Raw genomic sequence first — 17436 nt, forward strand, 5'->3', positions numbered from 1 at the left:
ATGGCAAGGGCAACAACTGGAAAATCCACCGCACCCCCCGCCGAGGACGCCACCGCGTCCCCGTCCGACCAGGAGACGCCGCCCGACGAGAAGACCGCGCTGGCGCTGTACCGGATGCAGGTGGAGCTGCGCTACTTCGAGCAGCGCGCCTACGACCTGTTCCTGCAGAGCCTGGTCAAGGGCACCAGCCACCTCTCGTTGGGGCAGGAGGCCATCGCGGCCGGCTTCGGCGTCGCCATGCGGGCGGACGACTACACCTTCGCCACCTACCGCGGCCATGCGCACACCCTGGCCCGGGGCGTCCCGATGGGCCCGGTGCTGGCCGAGCTGCTCGGCCGCGAGAACGGCCTGATGGCGGGCAAGGGCGGCTCGATGCACCTCACCAGCGTGGAGCACGGGGTGATGGGCTCCTACGCCATCATCGGCGCGCATCTGCCGATCGCCTGCGGGGCCGCCTGGAGCGCCCAGTACCGGGAGAGCGGCCAGGTCGCGGTGGCGTTCTTCGGCGACGGGACCACCAACATCGGGGCCTTCCACGAGGCACTCAACTTCGCCGCGATCTGGAAGCTGCCGGTGGTGTTCGTCTGCGAGAACAACCTCTGGATGGAGTACACCCGCACCAGCACGATCACCGCCGTGCCGCGCCCGGCCGCCGACCGGGCCGGCGCCTACGGGCTCGAGCCGATCGTGGTGGACGGCAATGACGCCGACGCCGTGCACCGGGTGGCCGTGGCCGCCCTGGAGAAGGCCCGCACCGGCGGCGGCCCGACCATGATCGAGGCCCTGACCTACCGCCACGGCGGCCACTCCCGGGCGGACCCGGGCAAGTACCGGCCGCAGCAGGAGGTCGACGAGTGGCTCGCCAAGGACCCGCTGCCGATGTACCGCGCGCGCCTGATCGCGGCCGGCGTCGCGAGCGCCGACCTGGACGAGATCGAGGCGGACGCCCACGCGGCGGTCGACCGCGCCACCGAGGAAGCCAAGGCCGGCCGAGTGCCCGGCCCCGAACTGCTGCTCAAGGACGTTTGGGCGGATGGAGGATCGTCATGGCGGAACTGACCTACCGTGAGGCCATAGCCAGGGGAATCGCCCAGGAGATGCGACGGGACCGCGGCGTCCTGTTCCTGGGCGAGGACGTGGCCGAGGCGGGCGGTGTCTTCAAGGGCACGGTCGGCCTGCTGGACGAGTTCGGGCCGGTGCGGGTACGGGACACCCCGATCAGCGAACAGGCCATCCTCGGCGCGGCCATGGGCGCGGCGATGACCGGGCTGCGGCCGATCGCCGAGATCATGTTCAGCGACTTCTTCGCGGTCTGCTGGGACATGGTGGTCAACGAGATCGCCAAGAGCCGGTACATGACGAATGGTCAGGTCTCCTTCCCGCTGGTGATCCGGGCCGGCAACGGCGGCGGTCTGCGGTTCGGCGCCCAGCACTCGCAGTCCGTGGAGAACTGGGCGATGGCGGTTCCAGGACTGAAGGTCGTGGTGCCGTCCAGCCCGCTGGACGTCATCGGGCTGATGTCCGCCGCCATCCGCGACCCCGACCCGGTCATCTTCCTGGAGCAGAAGGCGCTCTACTCCTCGCGCGGGGAGGTGCCGGACGGGGAGATCACCGACACCCTGGGCACCGCCAAGGTGCTGCGCCAGGGCAAGGACGCGGCGATCGTCACCATCGGCAGCATGGTGCCGCGCAGTCTGGAGGCCGCCGAGCGGCTGGCCGCGGTCGGCATCGACTGCACCGTGGTCGACGTCCGCTCGCTGGTCCCGCTGGACACCAGGACGATCCTCGGCGCGGTCGAGGCGACCGGGCGGCTGTTCACCGTCGAGGAGAACCCCCGGCTCTGCGGCTGGGGCGCCGAGGTGGTGTCGATCGTGGTCGAGGAGCAGTTCTTCAACCTCGACGCGCCGCCGATCCGGATCACCACCCCGCACATCCCGCTGCCGTCCGCCGACGCGCTGGAGGACCTGGCGCTGCCCTCGGTCGACCGCATCACCGCGACCATCCAGAAGGCGATGGACCAGTGACCCAGAACCAGCCCCCCGTCCAGGCCCTGCCCCCCACCCGGGCCCTGCCCCCCGTCCAGGCCGAGCCGCAGTTGCCGGCGCTGCTGCAGCTCGAGAAGGTCCCCACCGACCTGTTCATCGGCGGCCGTTGGCGGCCCTCCAGCGACGCATCGCGGATCGATGTGCTCGATCCGTCCACCGGCGAGAAGATCGCCGACACCGCCGACGGCACCGTCCAGGACGCGCTGGACGCGGTCGACGCGGCCGCGGCCGCGCTCCCCGGCTGGGCCGGCACCGCGCCGCGCAAGCGGTCCGAACTCCTCAGTCGGGTCTATGAACTGATGACTGGTCGGGCTGAGGAGTTCGCCGAACTCATCGTGCTGGAGAACGGCAAGACGCTCACCGACGCCCGCGCCGAGGTCGCCTACGCCGCCGAGTTCTTCCGCTGGTACGCCGAGGAGGCCGTGCGCGGCCTCGGCAGCGTGCAGACCGCGCCCTCGGGCGCCAACAGGATCCTGGTGCTGCGTCAGCCGGTGGGGGTGTCCGTGCTGGTCACCCCGTGGAACTTCCCCGCCGCGATGGCCACCCGCAAGATCGGCCCGGCACTCGCCGCCGGCTGCACCGTGGTGCTCAAGCCCGCCAGCGACACCCCGCTGACCGCGCTGGCCATCGCCGCCCTCTTCGAGGAGGCCGGGCTGCCGGACGGTGTGGTCAATGTGCTGCCGTCCCGCCGTTCCGGAGCCGTGGTCTCGGCGATGCTGGACGACCCACGGGTGCGCAAACTGTCCTTCACCGGCTCCACCGAGGTCGGCCGCACCCTGCTGGCGGCGGCGTCCCGGACGGTGGTCAACTGCTCGATGGAACTCGGCGGCAACGCCCCGTTCCTGGTCTTCGACGACGCCGACCTGGACGAGGCCGTGGCCGGGGCGATGATCGCCAAGATGCGCAACGGCGGCGAGGCCTGCACCGCGGCCAACCGCTTCTACGTCCAGGAAGCCGTGGTGGACGAGTTCACCAGCCGACTGGCGGCGGCCATGGGCGCGCTCAACATCGGCCCGGGGCTGGGGGCCGGGGTCGAACTCGGCCCGCTGGTCAACGCCGAGAGCCGGGACAAGGTCGCCCAACTGGTGGCGGAGACAGTGCGGTTGGGCGGTCGGGTGGTGGTCGGCGGCGAGGCGCTGGACCGTCCCGGGTTCTACTACCCGCCGACCGTCCTGGCCGACGTCCCCGCGGACGCACCCGTGCTGCGGGAGGAGGTCTTCGGACCGGTCGCCCCGATCGTCGGCTTCCGCACCGAGGAGGAGGCGGTGGCGCTGGCCAACGCCACCGAGTACGGCCTGGTCTCCTACGTCTACACCGGCAACCTCGCCCGCGGCCTGCGGGTGTCCGAGCAACTCGACTCCGGCATGGTCGGGTTGAACCGCGGGGTGGTCTCCGACCCGGCCGCGCCGTTCGGCGGCACCAAGCAGAGCGGGATCGGCCGCGAGGGCGGCCACGAGGGGCTGCTGGAGTTCACGGAATCCAAGTACATCGCCGTGTCCTGGTGACCGCAGAGGAAAGTCCTGGTGAGCGCAGAGGAAAGGAGCACACCCGCATGGACGTGACCATGCCCCAACTCGGAGAGACGGTCGCCGAGGCGACCCTCACCCGCTGGCTGCGCAAGGCCGGGGAGCAGGTGGTGGAAGGGGAGCCGCTGTTCGAGGTGTCCACCGACAAGGTGGACACCGAGATACCGGCCACCGCCACCGGCACCCTCGGCGAGATCCTGGTTCAGGCGGACCAGACCGTCCCGGTGGGCACCAGGCTGGCGGTGATCACGACGGCGGGGGCCGTCGCCGAGGTGGCGGCTGCGTCGGCCGGCAGCAACGGGAAGGTCGACGGAAAGGTCGACGGAAAGGTCGACGGAAAGGTCGACGGAACCCGCCATGGGAGCCTGACCCCCCTGGTGCGACGGCTGCTCGCAGAAAAGGAACTGACGGCTGATCAGGTGACCGGCACCGGCCCGCACGGCCGGATCACCCGCGGCGACATCCTGGCAGCCGCGGCTGCTGTCTCGGCGGCTGCGGCGGCTGCGTCCGAACCCGCCCCGGCCTCGGTGGCCCCCGTCCAGCCCGCCCCCGCCCCTGTTCCGGCACCCGCATCCGTCGCGCCCGCGCCCGCCCCCTCCCTCGCCCCCTCCCTCCGCAACGAAGCCCAGATCGTCCCCTTCAGTACGCGCCGCCGCCGTACGGCCGAGCACATGGTCCGCTCCAAGGCGACGTCGCCGCACACCCTGATGGCCATCGAGGTCGACTTCCACGGTGTGGACCGCGTCCGTCGCCCCGCGGCGGCCGCGTGGCGGGAGGCGGAGGGCTTCAGCCTGACCTACCTGCCCTTCATCACCCGCGCCGTGGTCGACGCGCTCACCGCCTTCCCGCACCTCAATGCCAGCGTCGGGGACGACGAACTGCTGGTCCACCGGCGGATCAACCTCGGCATCGCCGTCGACCTGGACGCCGACGGGCTCGTCGTCCCGGTCGTCAAGGATGCCGACGACAAGCGGCTGCGAGCCGTCGCCCGGGAGATCTCCGGCCTGGCCAAACAGGCCAGGAAGCAGCAACTCGGCCCCGACGACTACGCCGAGGGGACCTTCACCATCAGCAACCCCGGCCCCTACGGCACCCTGCTGACCGCCCCCATCATCAACCAGCCGCAGGTGGCGATCCTGGCCACCGACGCGGTGCGGCCACGACCGGTGGCCGTCCCCGCCTCGGACGGCTCCTACGCCGTGGTCGTCCACCCGGTCGGCAACCTCGCGCTGACCTTCGACCACCGAGCGCTGGACGGGGGGTACGCCGGCCGGTTCCTGGCCTTCCTCAAGGAGATCATCGAGAACCGCGACTGGGCCATCGAACTGTGACCGCCGGGCACTTTGACGTCGTCGTCCTCGGCGCCGGACCCGGCGGCTACACCGCCGCGATCCGCTGCGCGCAGCTCGGGCTGCGGGTGGCGGTCATCGAGGAGAAGTACTGGGGCGGGGTGTGTCTGAACGTCGGCTGCATCCCGTCCAAGGCGCTGCTGCGAAACGCCGAACTCGCCCACATCTTCACCCAGGAGGCGGAGACCTTCGGGATCCAGGTCGAGGGGCGGGTCAGCTTCGACTACCGGGAGGCGTATCTGCGGAGCCGCAGGATCGCCGACGGCCGGGTGGCCGGCGTGCACTACCTGATGAAGAAGAACGGCATCACCGAGTTCGACGGCAGGGGCACCTTCACCGACGACCACACGCTGCAGGTGGCACTGCGGGCGGGCGGCACCGAGACGGTCTCCTTCGAACACTGCATTGTCGCCGCCGGCGCGACCACCCGGCTGCTGCCGGGGACCGCGCTCAGCGAGCGGGTGGTCACCTACCAATGTGCCGCACATCTTCGCCATCGGTGATGTGACGGCCAAGCTGATGCTGGCGCACGCCGCCGAGTCGATGGGGGTGATCGCGGCCGAGACCATCGCCGGTGCGGAGACCATGGAGCTGGACTTCACCATGATTCCCCGTGCTACCTACTGTCAGCCGCAGATCGCCAGTTTCGGCTGGACCGAGGCGCAGGCGCGTGAGCAGGGGTTCGACGTCAAGGTGTCGAAGTTCCCGTTCACCGCCAACGGCAAGGCGCACGGGCTGGGGGATCCGGTCGGGTTCGTCAAGGTGATCAGCGACGGCACGTACGGCGAGCTGCTGGGCGCGCACCTGATCGGCCCCGAGGTCACTGAGCTGCTGCCGGAGCTGACCCTGGCCCAGCAGTGGGACCTGACGGTGCACGAGGTTGCCCGCAATGTGCACGCCCACCCGACCCTGGGCGAGGCGGTCAAGGAGGCCATCCACGGCCTGGCCGGCCACATGATCAATATGTGAAGCCGTGTGGCCGTGGTCCTACGTCGTAGCCGCAGCGCATGACACCGCGCTGCGGCTACGGCTGCTACTTGCTGCGGCGGTTACGGCCAGTGCGACCGCAGCTCGGGGCCGGCCAGGATCGCCTCGAAGATGCCTCGGAACTGCTCGACCTGCTCGGGTGTGAGCTGGTCGAAGATGAGCGCGCGCACCTGCCGGACGTGGCCGGGTGCGGCGTCCTTCAGCACGGCGAATCCGGCGTCGGTGAGCGTGGCGAGGTTGACGCGCCCGTTCGAGGGGTGCTTGTCCCTGCGGATCCAACCGCAGCCCTGGAGCTTCGTCGCGATGTGGGAGAGCCGGCTGGGGGAGAAGCGCAAGGCCTGCGCCAGCTGGGTCATGGTCAGGGTCCGGTCCGGGGCGTGGGAGAGCATGGCCATCAGCTGGTACTCGGTGTGGGGCAGATCGGAGTCCTGCTTCAGCTGCCGGTCCAACGCGTCCGGCAGCGCGTGCAGGGTCTCCATGAGTGCTTTCCATACTTGTTGCTCGCCGCTGTCCAGCCATCGCACCTCGTCGTCCATGAGGCCCATCCTATCGACATTTGAAATCTCAAGTTTTGAGGCATATGCTTTCACTTGAGATTTCAAGTTTCCTTCGTCGACCGATAGGACCCCTCTCATGCCGAATCCGATCCTGCAGGGCAGCGCCGACGCGGCGACCAGTGACGCAGTCGAGAAGCGGCGTCCCCTGGCGGCGACCGTGGGCCTGCTGCTGGCCGCCGTCGTGGTCGCCTCGCTCGTCAACACGGCCATCGCCGCCATCGCCCGTGCCGCAGGCGCCTCCTCGGACTTCAAGCCCCTGCAAGCGTCGGCCTTCGTCGCCTTCACCCTGTTCGGCATCCTCATCGGTGCCGCCGGCTGGGCACTGGTCCGCCGCCGCGCGCAGGACCCGCAGGCGCTCCTCCGCCGCCTGGTCCCCACCGTCCTGGTGATCTCCTTCGTCCCCGACCTGGCCATGCTCGTCAGCGACTACTCACCCCACTCCAGCACGGCGGGCGTCATCGGCCTCCTGTTCATGCACGTCGCCGTCGCCGCCATAGCCGTGACCACCTACCGCCGAGTCCTCCCGGTCGCGGACACCCGCCGCTGAGGCGTATCGGTTTGGGTGATCTGGGGTGGCGGGGGCGGGGGTTTGGGATATTGGCGCGATGACGGATGATCAGGGCGGGCCTGGGGAATCGGCGGGGGCGGCTGGGTTCTGGCGGGGGGTGGGGGCTCGGCCGGGGGTGGTCGGCTTGGTGGGGCTGGTAGTCGGGGCGGTGTTGGTCGGAGTGCCGTGGCTGCTTACCTCGGGTGGTTCGGGTTCGGGGGCCGGCTACGGGAGCGCCGGCTCGGGGGGTCGTGTGCTCAAGGCGCCTTCGGAGTTGGGGGAGTTGACCTCCTATGCGACCGCGCTGGGGCGGGTCGGCGGGGCCAAGGGGCAGGCGAGCGCGGCCGCGCAGAGCGCTCAGGACGTCAAGAGTGCTCAGCGGCTGTCCCAGGCGTAACGGCGGGGCGAGGGCGATTGTCCAGCGCTATGCCGACAGTGGTGTGGCGGAGATCGTCACCCTGAACGCGGTCTCCGCGTCGTCGCCGCAGCCCTACGTGCCCTATGAGGACGCGGCGCAGTTGGGGCTCGCGGTGCCCACGGACCAGTTGGTGCAGGTCGGCCAGGTCGCCTGTGTGGTCTTCAACCAGCCGACGGCGGCGGGGCAGAAGCCGGCGGGCGATTCGGTGGTGGTCACCTACTGCCAGCGCACCGGGAGCGGGCTGACCGTGCAGCTGCGGGCGAGTGGCGACCTCCAGCACCAGCCGGCGGAGATGGCTGCGCTGGTCGACAAGGCGTGGTCGGCGCTTTCCTGACCGGGTCGTTAGCGCGCCCCGGACCGTCGGGTGCTGTCCTGGTGCGTGTGGACAGGGAGGCGACGGCCCGGGGCGGGCGGGGGCGGGCGGGGTGAGCCAGCGGAGTCAGCGGCGGTTGTCGGCGTGGGTGAGGGTGTCCCAGGCGACGAACAGCTTGTTGGTGCCCTCCGGGCGCTCGGCCAGGGTCAGTTGCTCGGTGCCCGGCATGGCGAGGCCGACCCGGTTGTGCAGTTCATTGAGCCCGACCTCGGTGACCGGGCCGAGTCCCGTGGTGACCTTGCCGCCGCAGAGCCAGGACGGGACGGCCGCGCCCAGCTCGTACGTCGCCTGGAACTCCATGGCGTCCTTCAGTCGCTTGCCGACCAGCGGGTAGAGCGACCTGCCCTGGATCCGGGAGGTCTCCGCGACGTCGGAGATCGACGCGATGCCGTAGCCGGTGTGGACGAAGTCGCGGCAGGTCTCCTGGGTCAGGCCGGCCACATAGGTGGACTGCCCCTGCCAGTACTTGGCGATCAGCGCGGGGGTGTCATAGCCGCTGCCCGGGACCGTGTAGGGAAGCGGGCCGTCCGCGGGCTCGTACACATAGGCCTTGACCCGGTTGAGGTAGCGGGTGACGGCCTTGTTGTAGTCCGCCTTGTCGTTGAGGAACACCGAGATGCCGACGGAGGCGTCCATCATGCTGAGTTCCCAGTTGCCGTTGCCGTTGTAGCCGTTGATGATCTCCGGCAGGTAGACGGTCTGCAGCATGGTGGCGAAGCGGTTCACGTTCGGCCACCGGCCGTAGGTGTAGCGGATGATCTCCGCCGCCTGCGGCCACACCGTGCCGGCCCAGGCGGTCTGCAGCTGGGAGTTGGCGTTGGTGTGGGAGGTGATCACGGCCGACCAGGCGTCCATGATCTCGATCGACTTCTTGGCGTAGGCCGAGTTTCCGGTGATGTACCAGGCCAGGGCGTCGGTGTAGGCCGCGATGGCGTCCTGGCGCTCGTCGGTGCAGCCGAAGTTGGGGTTGGAGACGGGCCCGCACTCGACCACCGCGCGGGGCGCGGGGACGCGGGTCAGGGAGGCGTAGTCGCTGGCCATCAATCTGCGCGTTGGCGCTCTTCCAGGGCTCGACCCCGGCCCTGACCTCGGCCCGGACCAGGTCGAGCGAGGCGCGGCTGTTCAGGACACCGGGGTGCGAGAACCTGGCCGGGGCGTAGTTGACCGGGCGGGGGGTGTGCCCGGCGGCGGCGGGCGCCGAGGACGATGCTGAGGCGGTGCCTGGGGCGGCGCCGGCGAACAGGGTGGTCATCAGCGCGGCGATGACCAGCAGCGCTTTCTTTCGATGGAGTCGCAAGGGGAGCGCCTTCCGAATGGACGGGAGCGGGAGGACGGGGAATGGGGGACGGGGACGCGTCAGCAGGTGGGGCGGAGGGCCCACTGGTCGCCACTGGCCGGGGCCGGGACCAGCGGGATCGCCGCGCGGGCGGCTGCGTCGTCGCCCTGGTCGGCGGCTGCGTGCAGGGTGTGCAGCAGCTGGCTCTGGTCGATCGGGGTGCCGAGGTCCGGGTACGGCCAGGCGGCCGACCCCTGCTCGGCGGCCGGGATCAGGAAGCTGACGGCCTTGGCCAGGCTCGCGCCGCTGGGGGCGGTGTAGGACCAGAGGTTCACGCCGGTGTTGCGGCCGGTGGCGGCCAGCCGGCAGAGCGCGGTCAGATTGAAGGTGCTGTACTGCCAGGGCAGGGTGCGGGCCAGTTCCCGGGGCTGGGTGCCGTCGGGCTGGATCTGCGCGGCGATCCGCTTGGTCTCGGCGGTGGTGACGATGGCCCTGGCGGTCCTGGTGTCGCCGATGTAGAGCGCGATCGCGGCGTCCTGGGAGTCGATGAAAGCTGCCGTGGTTGTTGGTGGACGCCTGCTCCGCCTGGCCCTGCGGGCTGGTGTTCATCCAGTTCAGGTAGGTGGTGAGCCAGCTCTTGATGGCGCTGTGGTCGGTGCGGGTCCAGCCGGGCGCGCCGGAGTCCAGCAGGGCGAGGCCGTCGATGACGCCGGTGATCTGCTCGGAGGAGTCGATGATGCCGGAGCCGCGGATCGCGGTGGAGCAGGGGATGATCTGGGCGTAGAGCAGGTTGGGGTTCATCGCGGTGGCCGGGTTGGTGAACCAGGTGCGGACGTCGAGCTCGGCGCGGGCCGCGTAGCGGCGGTCCCCGGTGTAGTACCAGGCGAGGGCCAGGTCGGCGATCGCGGTCCAGGACGAGAGGCGCTCGCCGTGGTCGCTGATCGCGTCGGCGTCCGGATTGCGGTCGCCGTCCTTGGTGATGTACGGGCAGCCGTAGGGGTTGGCTGCGGTCTTGGGCTCGGTCGGCCACAGGTACGGGGCCTGGCTGAGGTAGTCGTGCTTGTCGCCGCTGGTCGGAGTCTGGGCCTTGTCGGTGACCGCCCACGGTCCGGTGGTCAGCTCGGCGTCGGCCGCGGCGGTCAGCTTGGCGAGTTCGGCCTTCAGCTTCTTGCTGTGCGGCAGCTGACGCTTGATCTGCTGCAACTGGCTGCCGTCGAGGACGACCGTGTGCGGCGCGGACGGGCCGTGGTGGCCGTGCGGACGTGGGCCGGCGTCGGCGGACGGCGCGACGGCGACGCCGAGCGAGAGGGCTGCGGCGAGGGTGGCGGCCAGGGCCGCGGCTCCGACGGCGAACCGCTTTCGCGGAGCCGACCGCAAAGCGGAACCCACAGCCGAACCCGAGGCCGAACACACGGCCGAACCCGAGGCGGCGGACGAGGAACTGTTTAACCGGAACATGAACACGTCCCTTTCGTTCGCGGTGCTGCGCGGACCGAGCGACGCCGAACCTAGGGAGCGTCAGATCGATCGTCAAGACTTGCGACCGAATGATCCCAATCGATCGAGATTGAGATGCGCACACCACGTGGCTGGACCGCTGGCCCGAGCGCAGGGCCCTATTGGAGGTGGAGCCTGCGTAGCGATCGATCAAGAGGTGGGATTGATCGCTCTATCGCTCTTGACTTCGACTGCCGTAGCGATTGAGGATGCAGAGCACCGCTCGCACCGCGTCCGGCCCGCCCACCCGGGCCCGGAGGACGGCCACCCCCGAAGAGGAGCCGCTGCCATGTCGCACCGCTCGATCCCCCTATCGACGAGCCGTATATCCCGACGCACCGTCAGAAACACGGCGACAGTGGCCTGTACGGTGATCGGCCTGGCCCTGCTCTCCGCCTGCGGCAGCAGCGGCGGTGGCAGCGGTTCGCCCGCGAAGTCCTCGTCCGAGGCCGCCGGGAAGCCGGTGAACATCACCTTCTGGGGCTGGACCCGGGGCACCCAGCAGGTGGTCGACGCCTTCAACGCCTCGCACAAGGACGTGCACGTCACGTTCGAGCAGATCCCCTCGGGCAACGCGGGCGGCTACGCCAAGATCTCCAACGCGGTGAAGGCGGGCAACGAACCCGACGTCTTCAACGTCGAGTACCAGATGCTCCCCACCTTCGTCAGCCAGGGCGCGGTCCAGGACCTCACCTCGCAGATGACCGACCTCAAGGCGAAGTACTCGCCGCAGGCGGTCGAACTCACCACCCTGGCCGGCAAGAACTGGGCCATCCCGCTGGACGCGGACGCGCAGGTGTTCTTCTACCGCAAGGACCTGTTCACCAAGTACAAGATCGCCGTCCCCACCACCTGGGACCAGTTCCGCACCGCCGCCCAGCAGTTGAAGGCAGCCGACCCGGCCACCAGGATCGGCCCCTTCTTCTCCGACGACCCGTCCACGCTGGAGGCGATGGCCTGGCAGGCGGGCGGGCAGTGGTTCGGCACCAGCGGTGACGCCTGGAAGGTCGACTTCCAGGACAGCGCCACCCAGAAGGTTTCCGGCTACTGGCAGGGCCTGGTGAAGGACGACCTGGTCCGGGTGCAGACCTCGTTCAGCCAGCAGTGGACCGCGTCGCTGCAGAAGGGCGAGACGGCGGGCTATGTCGGCGCCGCCTGGAGCGCCGGCGCGCTGAAGAGCGCGCTGCCGGACCAGTCCGGGAAGTGGGCGGTCGCCCCGATCCCCAGCTGGGACGGGCAGCCGGCCAGCGGGATGCTCGGCGGCAGCACCTTCGTCGTCGGCAAGGACAGCAAGAACCTCAAGGCCGACGTCGAGTTCTCGACCTGGGCCACCAGCAACGCGGCCGGTATGCAGGCGCGGATCTCCTCCGGCATCTCCTCGGTCTTCCCGGCCGACCCAGAGCTCGTCCCGGTCGCCCAGAAGGGCTTCGACACCGCCTTCTACGGCGGCCAGGACATCTTCCAGGTCTTCGCCGCCGGGGCGAAGTCGGTCAAGCCGGGCTGGAGTTGGGGCCCTTCGATGGGAGTGACCAACACCGCGATGAAGGACTCGTTCAGCAAGCTCACCGCCGGCAGCACCATCGACCAGGCCCTGCAGGCCGGCCAGGCCGCGACCCTCGCCGACCTGAAGACGCGCGGCGTGCAGGTCGCCAAGCAATGACCCAGCTCTTCTCCCCGGTGCGTGGCCGGAGAGCGGGAGTGCGGGGACGAGGGGGCGCGGCCACGCTCCTCCTCGCCCCGTTCTTCCTGCTGTTCGCCGCGGTCATCGCGGCCCCCGTCGGCTACGCGCTCTATCTGAGCCTGTGGACCGAGCACTCCTCGGGCCTCGGCTTCGGCGGCGCCCAGCGGGTCTTCAGCGGATTCGCCAACTACTCCCGGGTGATCAAGGACTCCGCCTTCCGCAACGGCTTCCTGATCACCGCTGAATACTGCCTGCTCTACATCCCGTTGATGCTCGGGGCCTCGCTCGGCCTGGCCCTGCTGATCGACTCCACCCTGGCCCGGGCCCGGCGCTTCTTCCAACTGGCGCTGTTCCTGCCGCACGCCGTGCCGGGCCTGGTCGCCGCCCTGGTCTGGATGTACCTCTACACCCCGGGCATCAGCCCGGTGGTCGGCGCCCTCGGCGGCGCCGGGGTGCATGTCGACCTGCTCTCCTCCGGCTTCACCCTGCCCTCGATCGTCAATATCGCGGTGTGGGAGTGGACCGGCTACAACATGGTCATCTTCTACGCCGCGCTGCAGGCCATCCCGGGCGAACTGCTGGAGGCCGCCACCATCGACGGCGCCTCGGCCGCCCGCACCGCCTGGAGCATCAAACTCCCGCTGATCCGGCCCTCCCTGGTGCTGACCATGCTGTTCACCGTGATCGGCTCGCTCCAGCTATTCACCGAACCGATGATCCTGCACGGCAGTTCGGCCTCGGTGATCAGCACCTGGACCCCCAATATGTACGCCTATAGCGCCGCGTTCGACCGCAACGACTACGGGCTTGCCGCCGCCGCCTCGGTGCTGCTCGCCCTGGTCGCCGCCGCGCTGTCGTTCACCGTCACCCGGTTCGGGGCCAAGCGCTCGACCAACTCCGGGCGACAGACGGAGGCCGCCGCATGACCGTCGACACCGTACGCGCCGCACCCGCCGCCCCGGTCGTCCGGACCAAGCCCGCGCGCGGACCGTGGACGCTGTCCAAGGCGGCGGTCAACGGCACCCTGGTGCTGGCCACGGCGTACACCCTGCTACCGGTGCTGTGGCTGGTCACCGCCTCGGCCAAGGACACCGGGGACCTGACCGGGGGCCAGGGCTTCTCGCTCAGCCGGCTGCACCTCGGTGCCAACCTGCACGACCTGGCCACGGCGGACGGCGGGATCTACTTCCGCTGGTACCTGAACTCCCTGCTCTACGCCGGGCTCGGCGCGCTGCTCTGCGCCTTCATCTGCGTCTGCGCCGGATACGCCTTCGAGACCTATGCCTTCCGGGGCAAGGAGAAGCTCTTCGGCGTGGTCCTGCTCGGGGTGCTGATCCCGACCACCGCGCTGGCCCTGCCGATGTACCTGCTGGCCTCCAAGACCGGCCTGGTCAAACACCTTCTGGTCGGTCTTCGTGCCGACCCTGGTCAACCCGTTCGGGGTCTACCTGGCCCGGGTGTTCACGGCCGGTTACGTCCCCGGCGAGGTGCTGGAGGCGGCCCGGGTGGACGGGGCGGGGGAGTTGCGCACCTTCTGGTCGGTCGGGCTGCGGATGGTGATGCCGGGCTTCGTCACGGTGTTCCTGTTCCAGTTCACGGCCATCTGGAACAACTTCTTCCTGCCGCTGGTCATGCTCTCCAACACCAAGCTGTTTCCCGGTCAGCCTCGGCCTGTACGCCTGGAACAGTCAGACCCGCACCGAGCCGTCCTACTACCCCCTGGTGGTGACCGGGGCGATGCTCGCGATCCTCCCGCTGATCATCGCCTTCGTCGTCCTGCAGCGGTTCTGGAAGGCCGGTCTGACCGCCGGCAGCGTGAAAGTGACGCAGTGCTGAAACAGACCGGAGCGACCCATGACCGCACGCCCCCGGGTTCTTCTCGCGATGAACCCCGACATCGCCCCGGTGCTCCTGGACCGCGACTCCAGAGCCCGGCTGGCCGCTGTCGCCGAGGTGGACTTCGACCTCGTCCTCAATGACTTCAGGGCGCCCGCCGCGGCCGCGGCGCTCGGCGGGGCCGACCTGCTGCTCAGCTGCTGGGGCGTCCCGGCGCTGGACGAGGCGGCGCTCGCCGCCGCGCCCCGGCTGCGCGGGGTGGTCCACGCGGCGGGTTCCATCCGCCGTCTGATCACCGAGGCGTGCTGGCAGCGCGGGCTCCACATCACCTCGGCGGCCTGGGCCAACGCGCTGCCGGTCGCCGAGTACACGGTGGCCGTGGTGCTGCTCGCCAACAAGCAGGTGCTGCGGATCCGCGACACCTACCGCAAGCAGCGGGGCGTGCGTCCGGATCTGCACGCCCTCTACACCGGCACCGGCAACTACCACCGCACCGTCGGCATCATCGGCGCCTCCCGGATCGGCCGGCGGGTGCTGGAACTGCTGCGCCCCTACGACCTGGACCTGCTGCTCTACGACCCGTTCCTGACCGCGGCGGAGGCCGAGGGGCTCAGCGCCCGGCTGGTCGGCCTGGACGAGCTGTGCTCCCGCTCGGACGTGGTCAGCATCCACGCCCCGCAGCTCCCGGCGACCCGGCACCTGATCGACCGGTCCCGGCTGGCGCTGCTCCGGGACGGCGCCACCCTGGTCAACACCGCCAGGGGCTCGCTGGTGGACCAGGAGGCGCTGATCGCCGAGGTGTCCACCGGCCGGATCGACGCCGTCATCGACGTCACCGAACCGGATGTGCTGCCCGCCGACTCACCCCTCTACGACCTGCCCAACGTGCTGCTCACCCCGCACATCGCGGGCTCGCTCGGCAATGAGCTGCACCGGATGGCCGCGGCCGCGGTGGACGAGGTGGAGCGCTATGCGGCCGGGCTGCCCTTCGCCCACCCGATGTCGCGCGGCGACATGGAGCGCTCGGCGTAGCCGGGGACAGAAAGAGGGGGAAGGGCCGACGGCCCTTCCCCCTCCTCGGAACCGCGTGCCTGCTCAGCCGAGCGTGGCGATGGCCTCGTTGAAGGTCGTCGACGGACGCATCACGGCCGCCGCCTTGGCGGGGTCGGGCTGGTAAGTAGCCGCCGATGTCGGTGGGCGAGCCCTGGACCGCGATCAGCTCGGCCACGATGGTCTGCTCCTGCTCCGCCAGCGTCTTGGCGAGCGCCGCGAACGCCTCCGCGAGCTGGGCGTCGGCGGTCTGCGCGGCCAGCTCCTGGGCCCAGTAGAGGGCCAGGTAGAAGTGGCTGCCGCGGTTGTCGATGCCGCCCAGCTTGCGGCTCGGCGACTTGTCCTCGTTGAGGAAGGTGCCGGTCGCCCGGTCGAGGGTGTCGGCCAGGATCTGGGCCCGGGCGTTGTCCGTGGTCTGCGCCAGGTGCTCGAAGCTGACCGCCAGCGCCAGGAACTCGCCCAGGCTGTCCCAGCGCAGGTAGTTCTCCTTGACCAGCTGCTGCACGTGCTTGGGCGCGGAGCCGCCGGCGCCGGTCTCGAACAGGCCGCCGCCGTTGATCAGCGGGACCACCGAGAGCATCTTGGCGCTGGTGCCGAGCTCCAGGATCGGGAACAGGTCGGTCAGGTAGTCGCGCAGCACATTGCCGGTGACCGAGATGGTGTCCTCGCCGCGGCGGATCCGCTCCAGGGTGAAGGCGGTCGCCTCCTCCGGGGACTTGATCTCGATCTGCAGCCCGTCGGTGTCGTGCTCGGGCAGGTACGCCTTGACCTTGGCGATCAGGTTGGCGTCGTGCGCGCGGGTCTCGTCCAGCCAGAACACGGTCGGGTTGCCGGTGGCCCGCGCGCGGTTGACCGCGAGCTTGACCCAGTCCCGGATCGGCACATCCTTGGTCTGGCACATCCGGAACAGGTCGCCGGCGCCCACCGGCTGCTCCAGCACGGTGTTCCCGGCCTGGTCGACCACCCGGACGGTGCCGTCCACCGCGATCTCGAAGGTCTTGTCGTGGCTGCCGTACTCCTCGGCCGCCTGCGCCATCAGGCCGACGTTGGGCACCGAGCCCATGGTGGCCGGGTCGTAGGCGCCGTGGGCGCGGCAGTCGTCGATGACGACCTGGTAGACCCCGGCGTAGCTGCTGTCGGGGATGACGGCGAGGGTGTCGGCCTCCTTGCCGTCCGGGCCCCACATGTGGCCGGAGCTGCGGATCATGGCCGGCATGGACGCGTCGACGATGACGTCGCTCGGTACGTGCAGGTTGGTGATGCCGCGGTCGGAGTCGACCATGGCCAGGGCCGGGCCGTCGGCCAGTTCGGCGTCGAAGGAGGCCTTGACCTCTGCTCCCTCGGGCAGCGCGTCCAGGCCCTTGAGGATGCCGCCGAGCCCGTCGTTGGGGCTCAGGCCGGCCGCCGCGAGCACCGCGCCGTACTGGGTGAAGGTCTTCGGGAAGAAGGCCTTGACCACGTGGCCGAAGATGATCGGGTCGGAGACCTTCATCATGGTGGCCTTGAGGTGCACCGAGAACAGCACGCCCTCGGTCTTGGCCCGGACCACCTGGGCCGCGAAGAACGACTCCAGCGCGGCCACGTGCATGACCGAGGCGTCCACGACCTCGCCGGCCAGCACCGGCACCGAGGCGCGCAGCACCGTGGTGCTGCCGTCGGCGGCCACCAGTTCGATCCGCAGCGAGTCGTCGGCGGCGAGGACCGCGGACTTCTCGGTGGAGCGGAAGTCGTCGGCGGTCATGTGCGCGACATTGGTCTTGGACTCGGGGGTCCAGGCGCCCATCCGGTGCGGGTGCGCCTTGGCGTAGTTCTTGACCGAGGCGGGGGCGCGACGGTCGGAGTTGCCTTCGCGCAGCACCGGGTTCACGGCGCTGCCCTTGATCTTGTCGTACCGGGCGCGGACGTCGCGGTCCTCGTCGGTCTTGGGGTCGTCCGGGTAGTCGGGCAGCGCGTAGCCCTGCTGCTGCAGCTCCGCGACCGCGGCCTTGAGCTGCGGGATCGAGGCCGACACATTCGGCAGCTTGATGATGTTGGCACCGGGGGTCTTGGCGAGCGCGCCCAGCTCAGCGAGGGCGTCCTCGATGCGCCGGCCCTCCTCAAGACGCTCGGGGAAGCTCGCGATGATGCGCCCGGCCAGGGAGATGTCACGCGTCTCCACCCTGACGCCCGCTGTGGAGGCGTACGCCTGGACCACGGGCAGGAACGAATACGTCGCCAGGGCCGGGGCCTCGTCAGTGTGCGTATAGATGATGGTCGAGTCAGTCACCAGTACTCCGCTTCACGTCGAAAACGTC

The 17436-nt window shown here is 70.0% G+C and carries 11 protein-coding genes and 5 pseudogenes; 11 read left to right on the forward strand and 5 right to left on the reverse strand.

Annotation, left to right across the window (positions count from 1 at the left end; translation table 11 throughout):
* The 5 genes and pseudogenes from ACXKR8_RS37590 (at position 1) to ACXKR8_RS37610 (ending at position 5889) form a co-directional block, all read left to right on the forward strand.
* A complete protein-coding gene (locus ACXKR8_RS37590; protein WP_458269022.1) occupies positions 1 to 1059 on the forward strand; it encodes a thiamine pyrophosphate-dependent dehydrogenase E1 component subunit alpha in 1059 nt (352 codons plus the stop codon).
* Positions 1047 to 2024 carry an alpha-ketoacid dehydrogenase subunit beta gene (locus tag ACXKR8_RS37595; RefSeq protein ID WP_458269023.1) on the forward strand — a complete coding sequence of 326 codons (978 nt, stop codon included), beginning with the start codon at positions 1047 to 1049 and terminating at the stop codon, positions 2022 to 2024. Before ACXKR8_RS37590 ends, ACXKR8_RS37595 begins: the two co-directional genes overlap by 13 nt.
* Positions 2025 to 2095: 71 nt before the next feature.
* Positions 2096 to 3550: an NAD-dependent succinate-semialdehyde dehydrogenase gene (locus ACXKR8_RS37600; protein WP_458275191.1), complete on the forward strand. Its 1455-nt coding sequence runs from the start codon at positions 2096 to 2098 to the stop codon at positions 3548 to 3550.
* Between the two features lie 47 nt (positions 3551 to 3597).
* The gene (locus ACXKR8_RS37605; RefSeq protein ID WP_458269024.1) at positions 3598 to 4902 is read left to right on the forward strand and encodes a dihydrolipoamide acetyltransferase family protein; all 1305 of its coding nucleotides are present in this window, start codon (positions 3598 to 3600) and stop codon (positions 4900 to 4902) included.
* Positions 4899 to 5889 (forward strand): annotated as a pseudogene (locus ACXKR8_RS37610) (FAD-dependent oxidoreductase). Before ACXKR8_RS37605 ends, ACXKR8_RS37610 begins: the two are co-directional and overlap by 4 nt.
* An 80-nt stretch (positions 5890 to 5969) precedes the next feature.
* Here ACXKR8_RS37610 and ACXKR8_RS37615 read toward each other — a convergent pair.
* Complete coding sequence (locus tag ACXKR8_RS37615; RefSeq protein WP_458269025.1) at positions 5970 to 6443, reverse strand: MarR family winged helix-turn-helix transcriptional regulator; 474 nt, start codon at positions 6441 to 6443, stop codon at positions 5970 to 5972.
* A gap of 97 nt (positions 6444 to 6540) precedes the next feature.
* Between ACXKR8_RS37615 and ACXKR8_RS37620 the strand changes: the two genes are divergently transcribed.
* Together ACXKR8_RS37620 and ACXKR8_RS37625 are read left to right on the forward strand one after the other, a co-directional pair.
* Entirely contained in the window at positions 6541 to 7011 is a 471-nt protein-coding gene (locus tag ACXKR8_RS37620; protein WP_458269026.1) for a DUF6069 family protein, read from the forward strand.
* 440 nt (positions 7012 to 7451) lie between these two features.
* A complete protein-coding gene (locus tag ACXKR8_RS37625) occupies positions 7452 to 7763 on the forward strand; it encodes a hypothetical protein (protein ID WP_462099988.1) in 312 nt (103 codons plus the stop codon).
* A 105-nt stretch (positions 7764 to 7868) separates the two neighbouring features.
* Here the strand turns inward: ACXKR8_RS37625 and ACXKR8_RS37630 are convergent.
* From ACXKR8_RS37630 to ACXKR8_RS37640, 3 genes and pseudogenes are all read right to left on the reverse strand, one after another.
* Positions 7869 to 9054: pseudogene (locus ACXKR8_RS37630) on the reverse strand (alginate lyase family protein).
* 104 nt (positions 9055 to 9158) lie between these two features.
* Positions 9159 to 9626 (reverse strand): alginate lyase family protein, encoded by a 468-nt coding sequence (locus ACXKR8_RS37635; protein ID WP_462100715.1) that lies wholly within the window; start codon positions 9624 to 9626, stop codon positions 9159 to 9161.
* A gap of 55 nt (positions 9627 to 9681) precedes the next feature.
* A pseudogene (locus tag ACXKR8_RS37640) lies at positions 9682 to 10536 on the reverse strand (alginate lyase family protein); the annotation flags it as partial.
* Between the two features lie 364 nt (positions 10537 to 10900).
* Here ACXKR8_RS37640 and ACXKR8_RS37645 point away from each other — a divergent pair.
* The 4 genes and pseudogenes from ACXKR8_RS37645 to ACXKR8_RS37660 all read left to right on the forward strand — a co-directional run bounded on the left by ACXKR8_RS37645 (position 10901) and on the right by ACXKR8_RS37660 (position 15124).
* Entirely contained in the window at positions 10901 to 12235 is a 1335-nt protein-coding gene (locus tag ACXKR8_RS37645; RefSeq protein WP_458275193.1) for an ABC transporter substrate-binding protein, read from the forward strand.
* Between the two features lie 38 nt (positions 12236 to 12273).
* Positions 12274 to 13182: a carbohydrate ABC transporter permease gene (locus tag ACXKR8_RS37650; RefSeq protein WP_458269029.1), complete on the forward strand. Its 909-nt coding sequence runs from the start codon at positions 12274 to 12276 to the stop codon at positions 13180 to 13182.
* Positions 13179 to 14092, forward strand: a pseudogene (locus ACXKR8_RS37655) (carbohydrate ABC transporter permease). Before ACXKR8_RS37650 ends, ACXKR8_RS37655 begins: the two are co-directional and overlap by 4 nt.
* 18 nt (positions 14093 to 14110) lie before the next feature.
* Positions 14111 to 15124: a hydroxyacid dehydrogenase gene (locus ACXKR8_RS37660; RefSeq protein WP_458269031.1), complete on the forward strand. Its 1014-nt coding sequence runs from the start codon at positions 14111 to 14113 to the stop codon at positions 15122 to 15124.
* Positions 15125 to 15187: 63 nt separating this feature from the next.
* Here the strand turns inward: ACXKR8_RS37660 and ACXKR8_RS37665 are convergent.
* Positions 15188 to 17408, reverse strand: a pseudogene (locus tag ACXKR8_RS37665) (NADP-dependent isocitrate dehydrogenase).
* Between the last annotated feature and the right edge of the window lie 28 nt (positions 17409 to 17436).

It is taken from the genome of Streptacidiphilus sp. PAMC 29251 (genome assembly GCF_054208735.2).

Coding starts and splice junctions, on each gene's coding strand:
- ACXKR8_RS37590 (WP_458269022.1), top strand. CDS start 1: ATGGCAAGGGCAACAACTGGAAAATCCACCGCACCCCCCGCCGAGGAC.
- ACXKR8_RS37595 (WP_458269023.1), top strand. CDS start 1,047: ATGGCGGAACTGACCTACCGTGAGGCCATAGCCAGGGGAATCGCCCAG.
- ACXKR8_RS37605 (WP_458269024.1), top strand. CDS start 3,598: ATGGACGTGACCATGCCCCAACTCGGAGAGACGGTCGCCGAGGCGACC.
- ACXKR8_RS37615 (WP_458269025.1), bottom strand. CDS start 6,443: ATGGACGACGAGGTGCGATGGCTGGACAGCGGCGAGCAACAAGTATGG.
- ACXKR8_RS37620 (WP_458269026.1), top strand. CDS start 6,541: ATGCCGAATCCGATCCTGCAGGGCAGCGCCGACGCGGCGACCAGTGAC.
- ACXKR8_RS37660 (WP_458269031.1), top strand. CDS start 14,111: ATGACCGCACGCCCCCGGGTTCTTCTCGCGATGAACCCCGACATCGCC.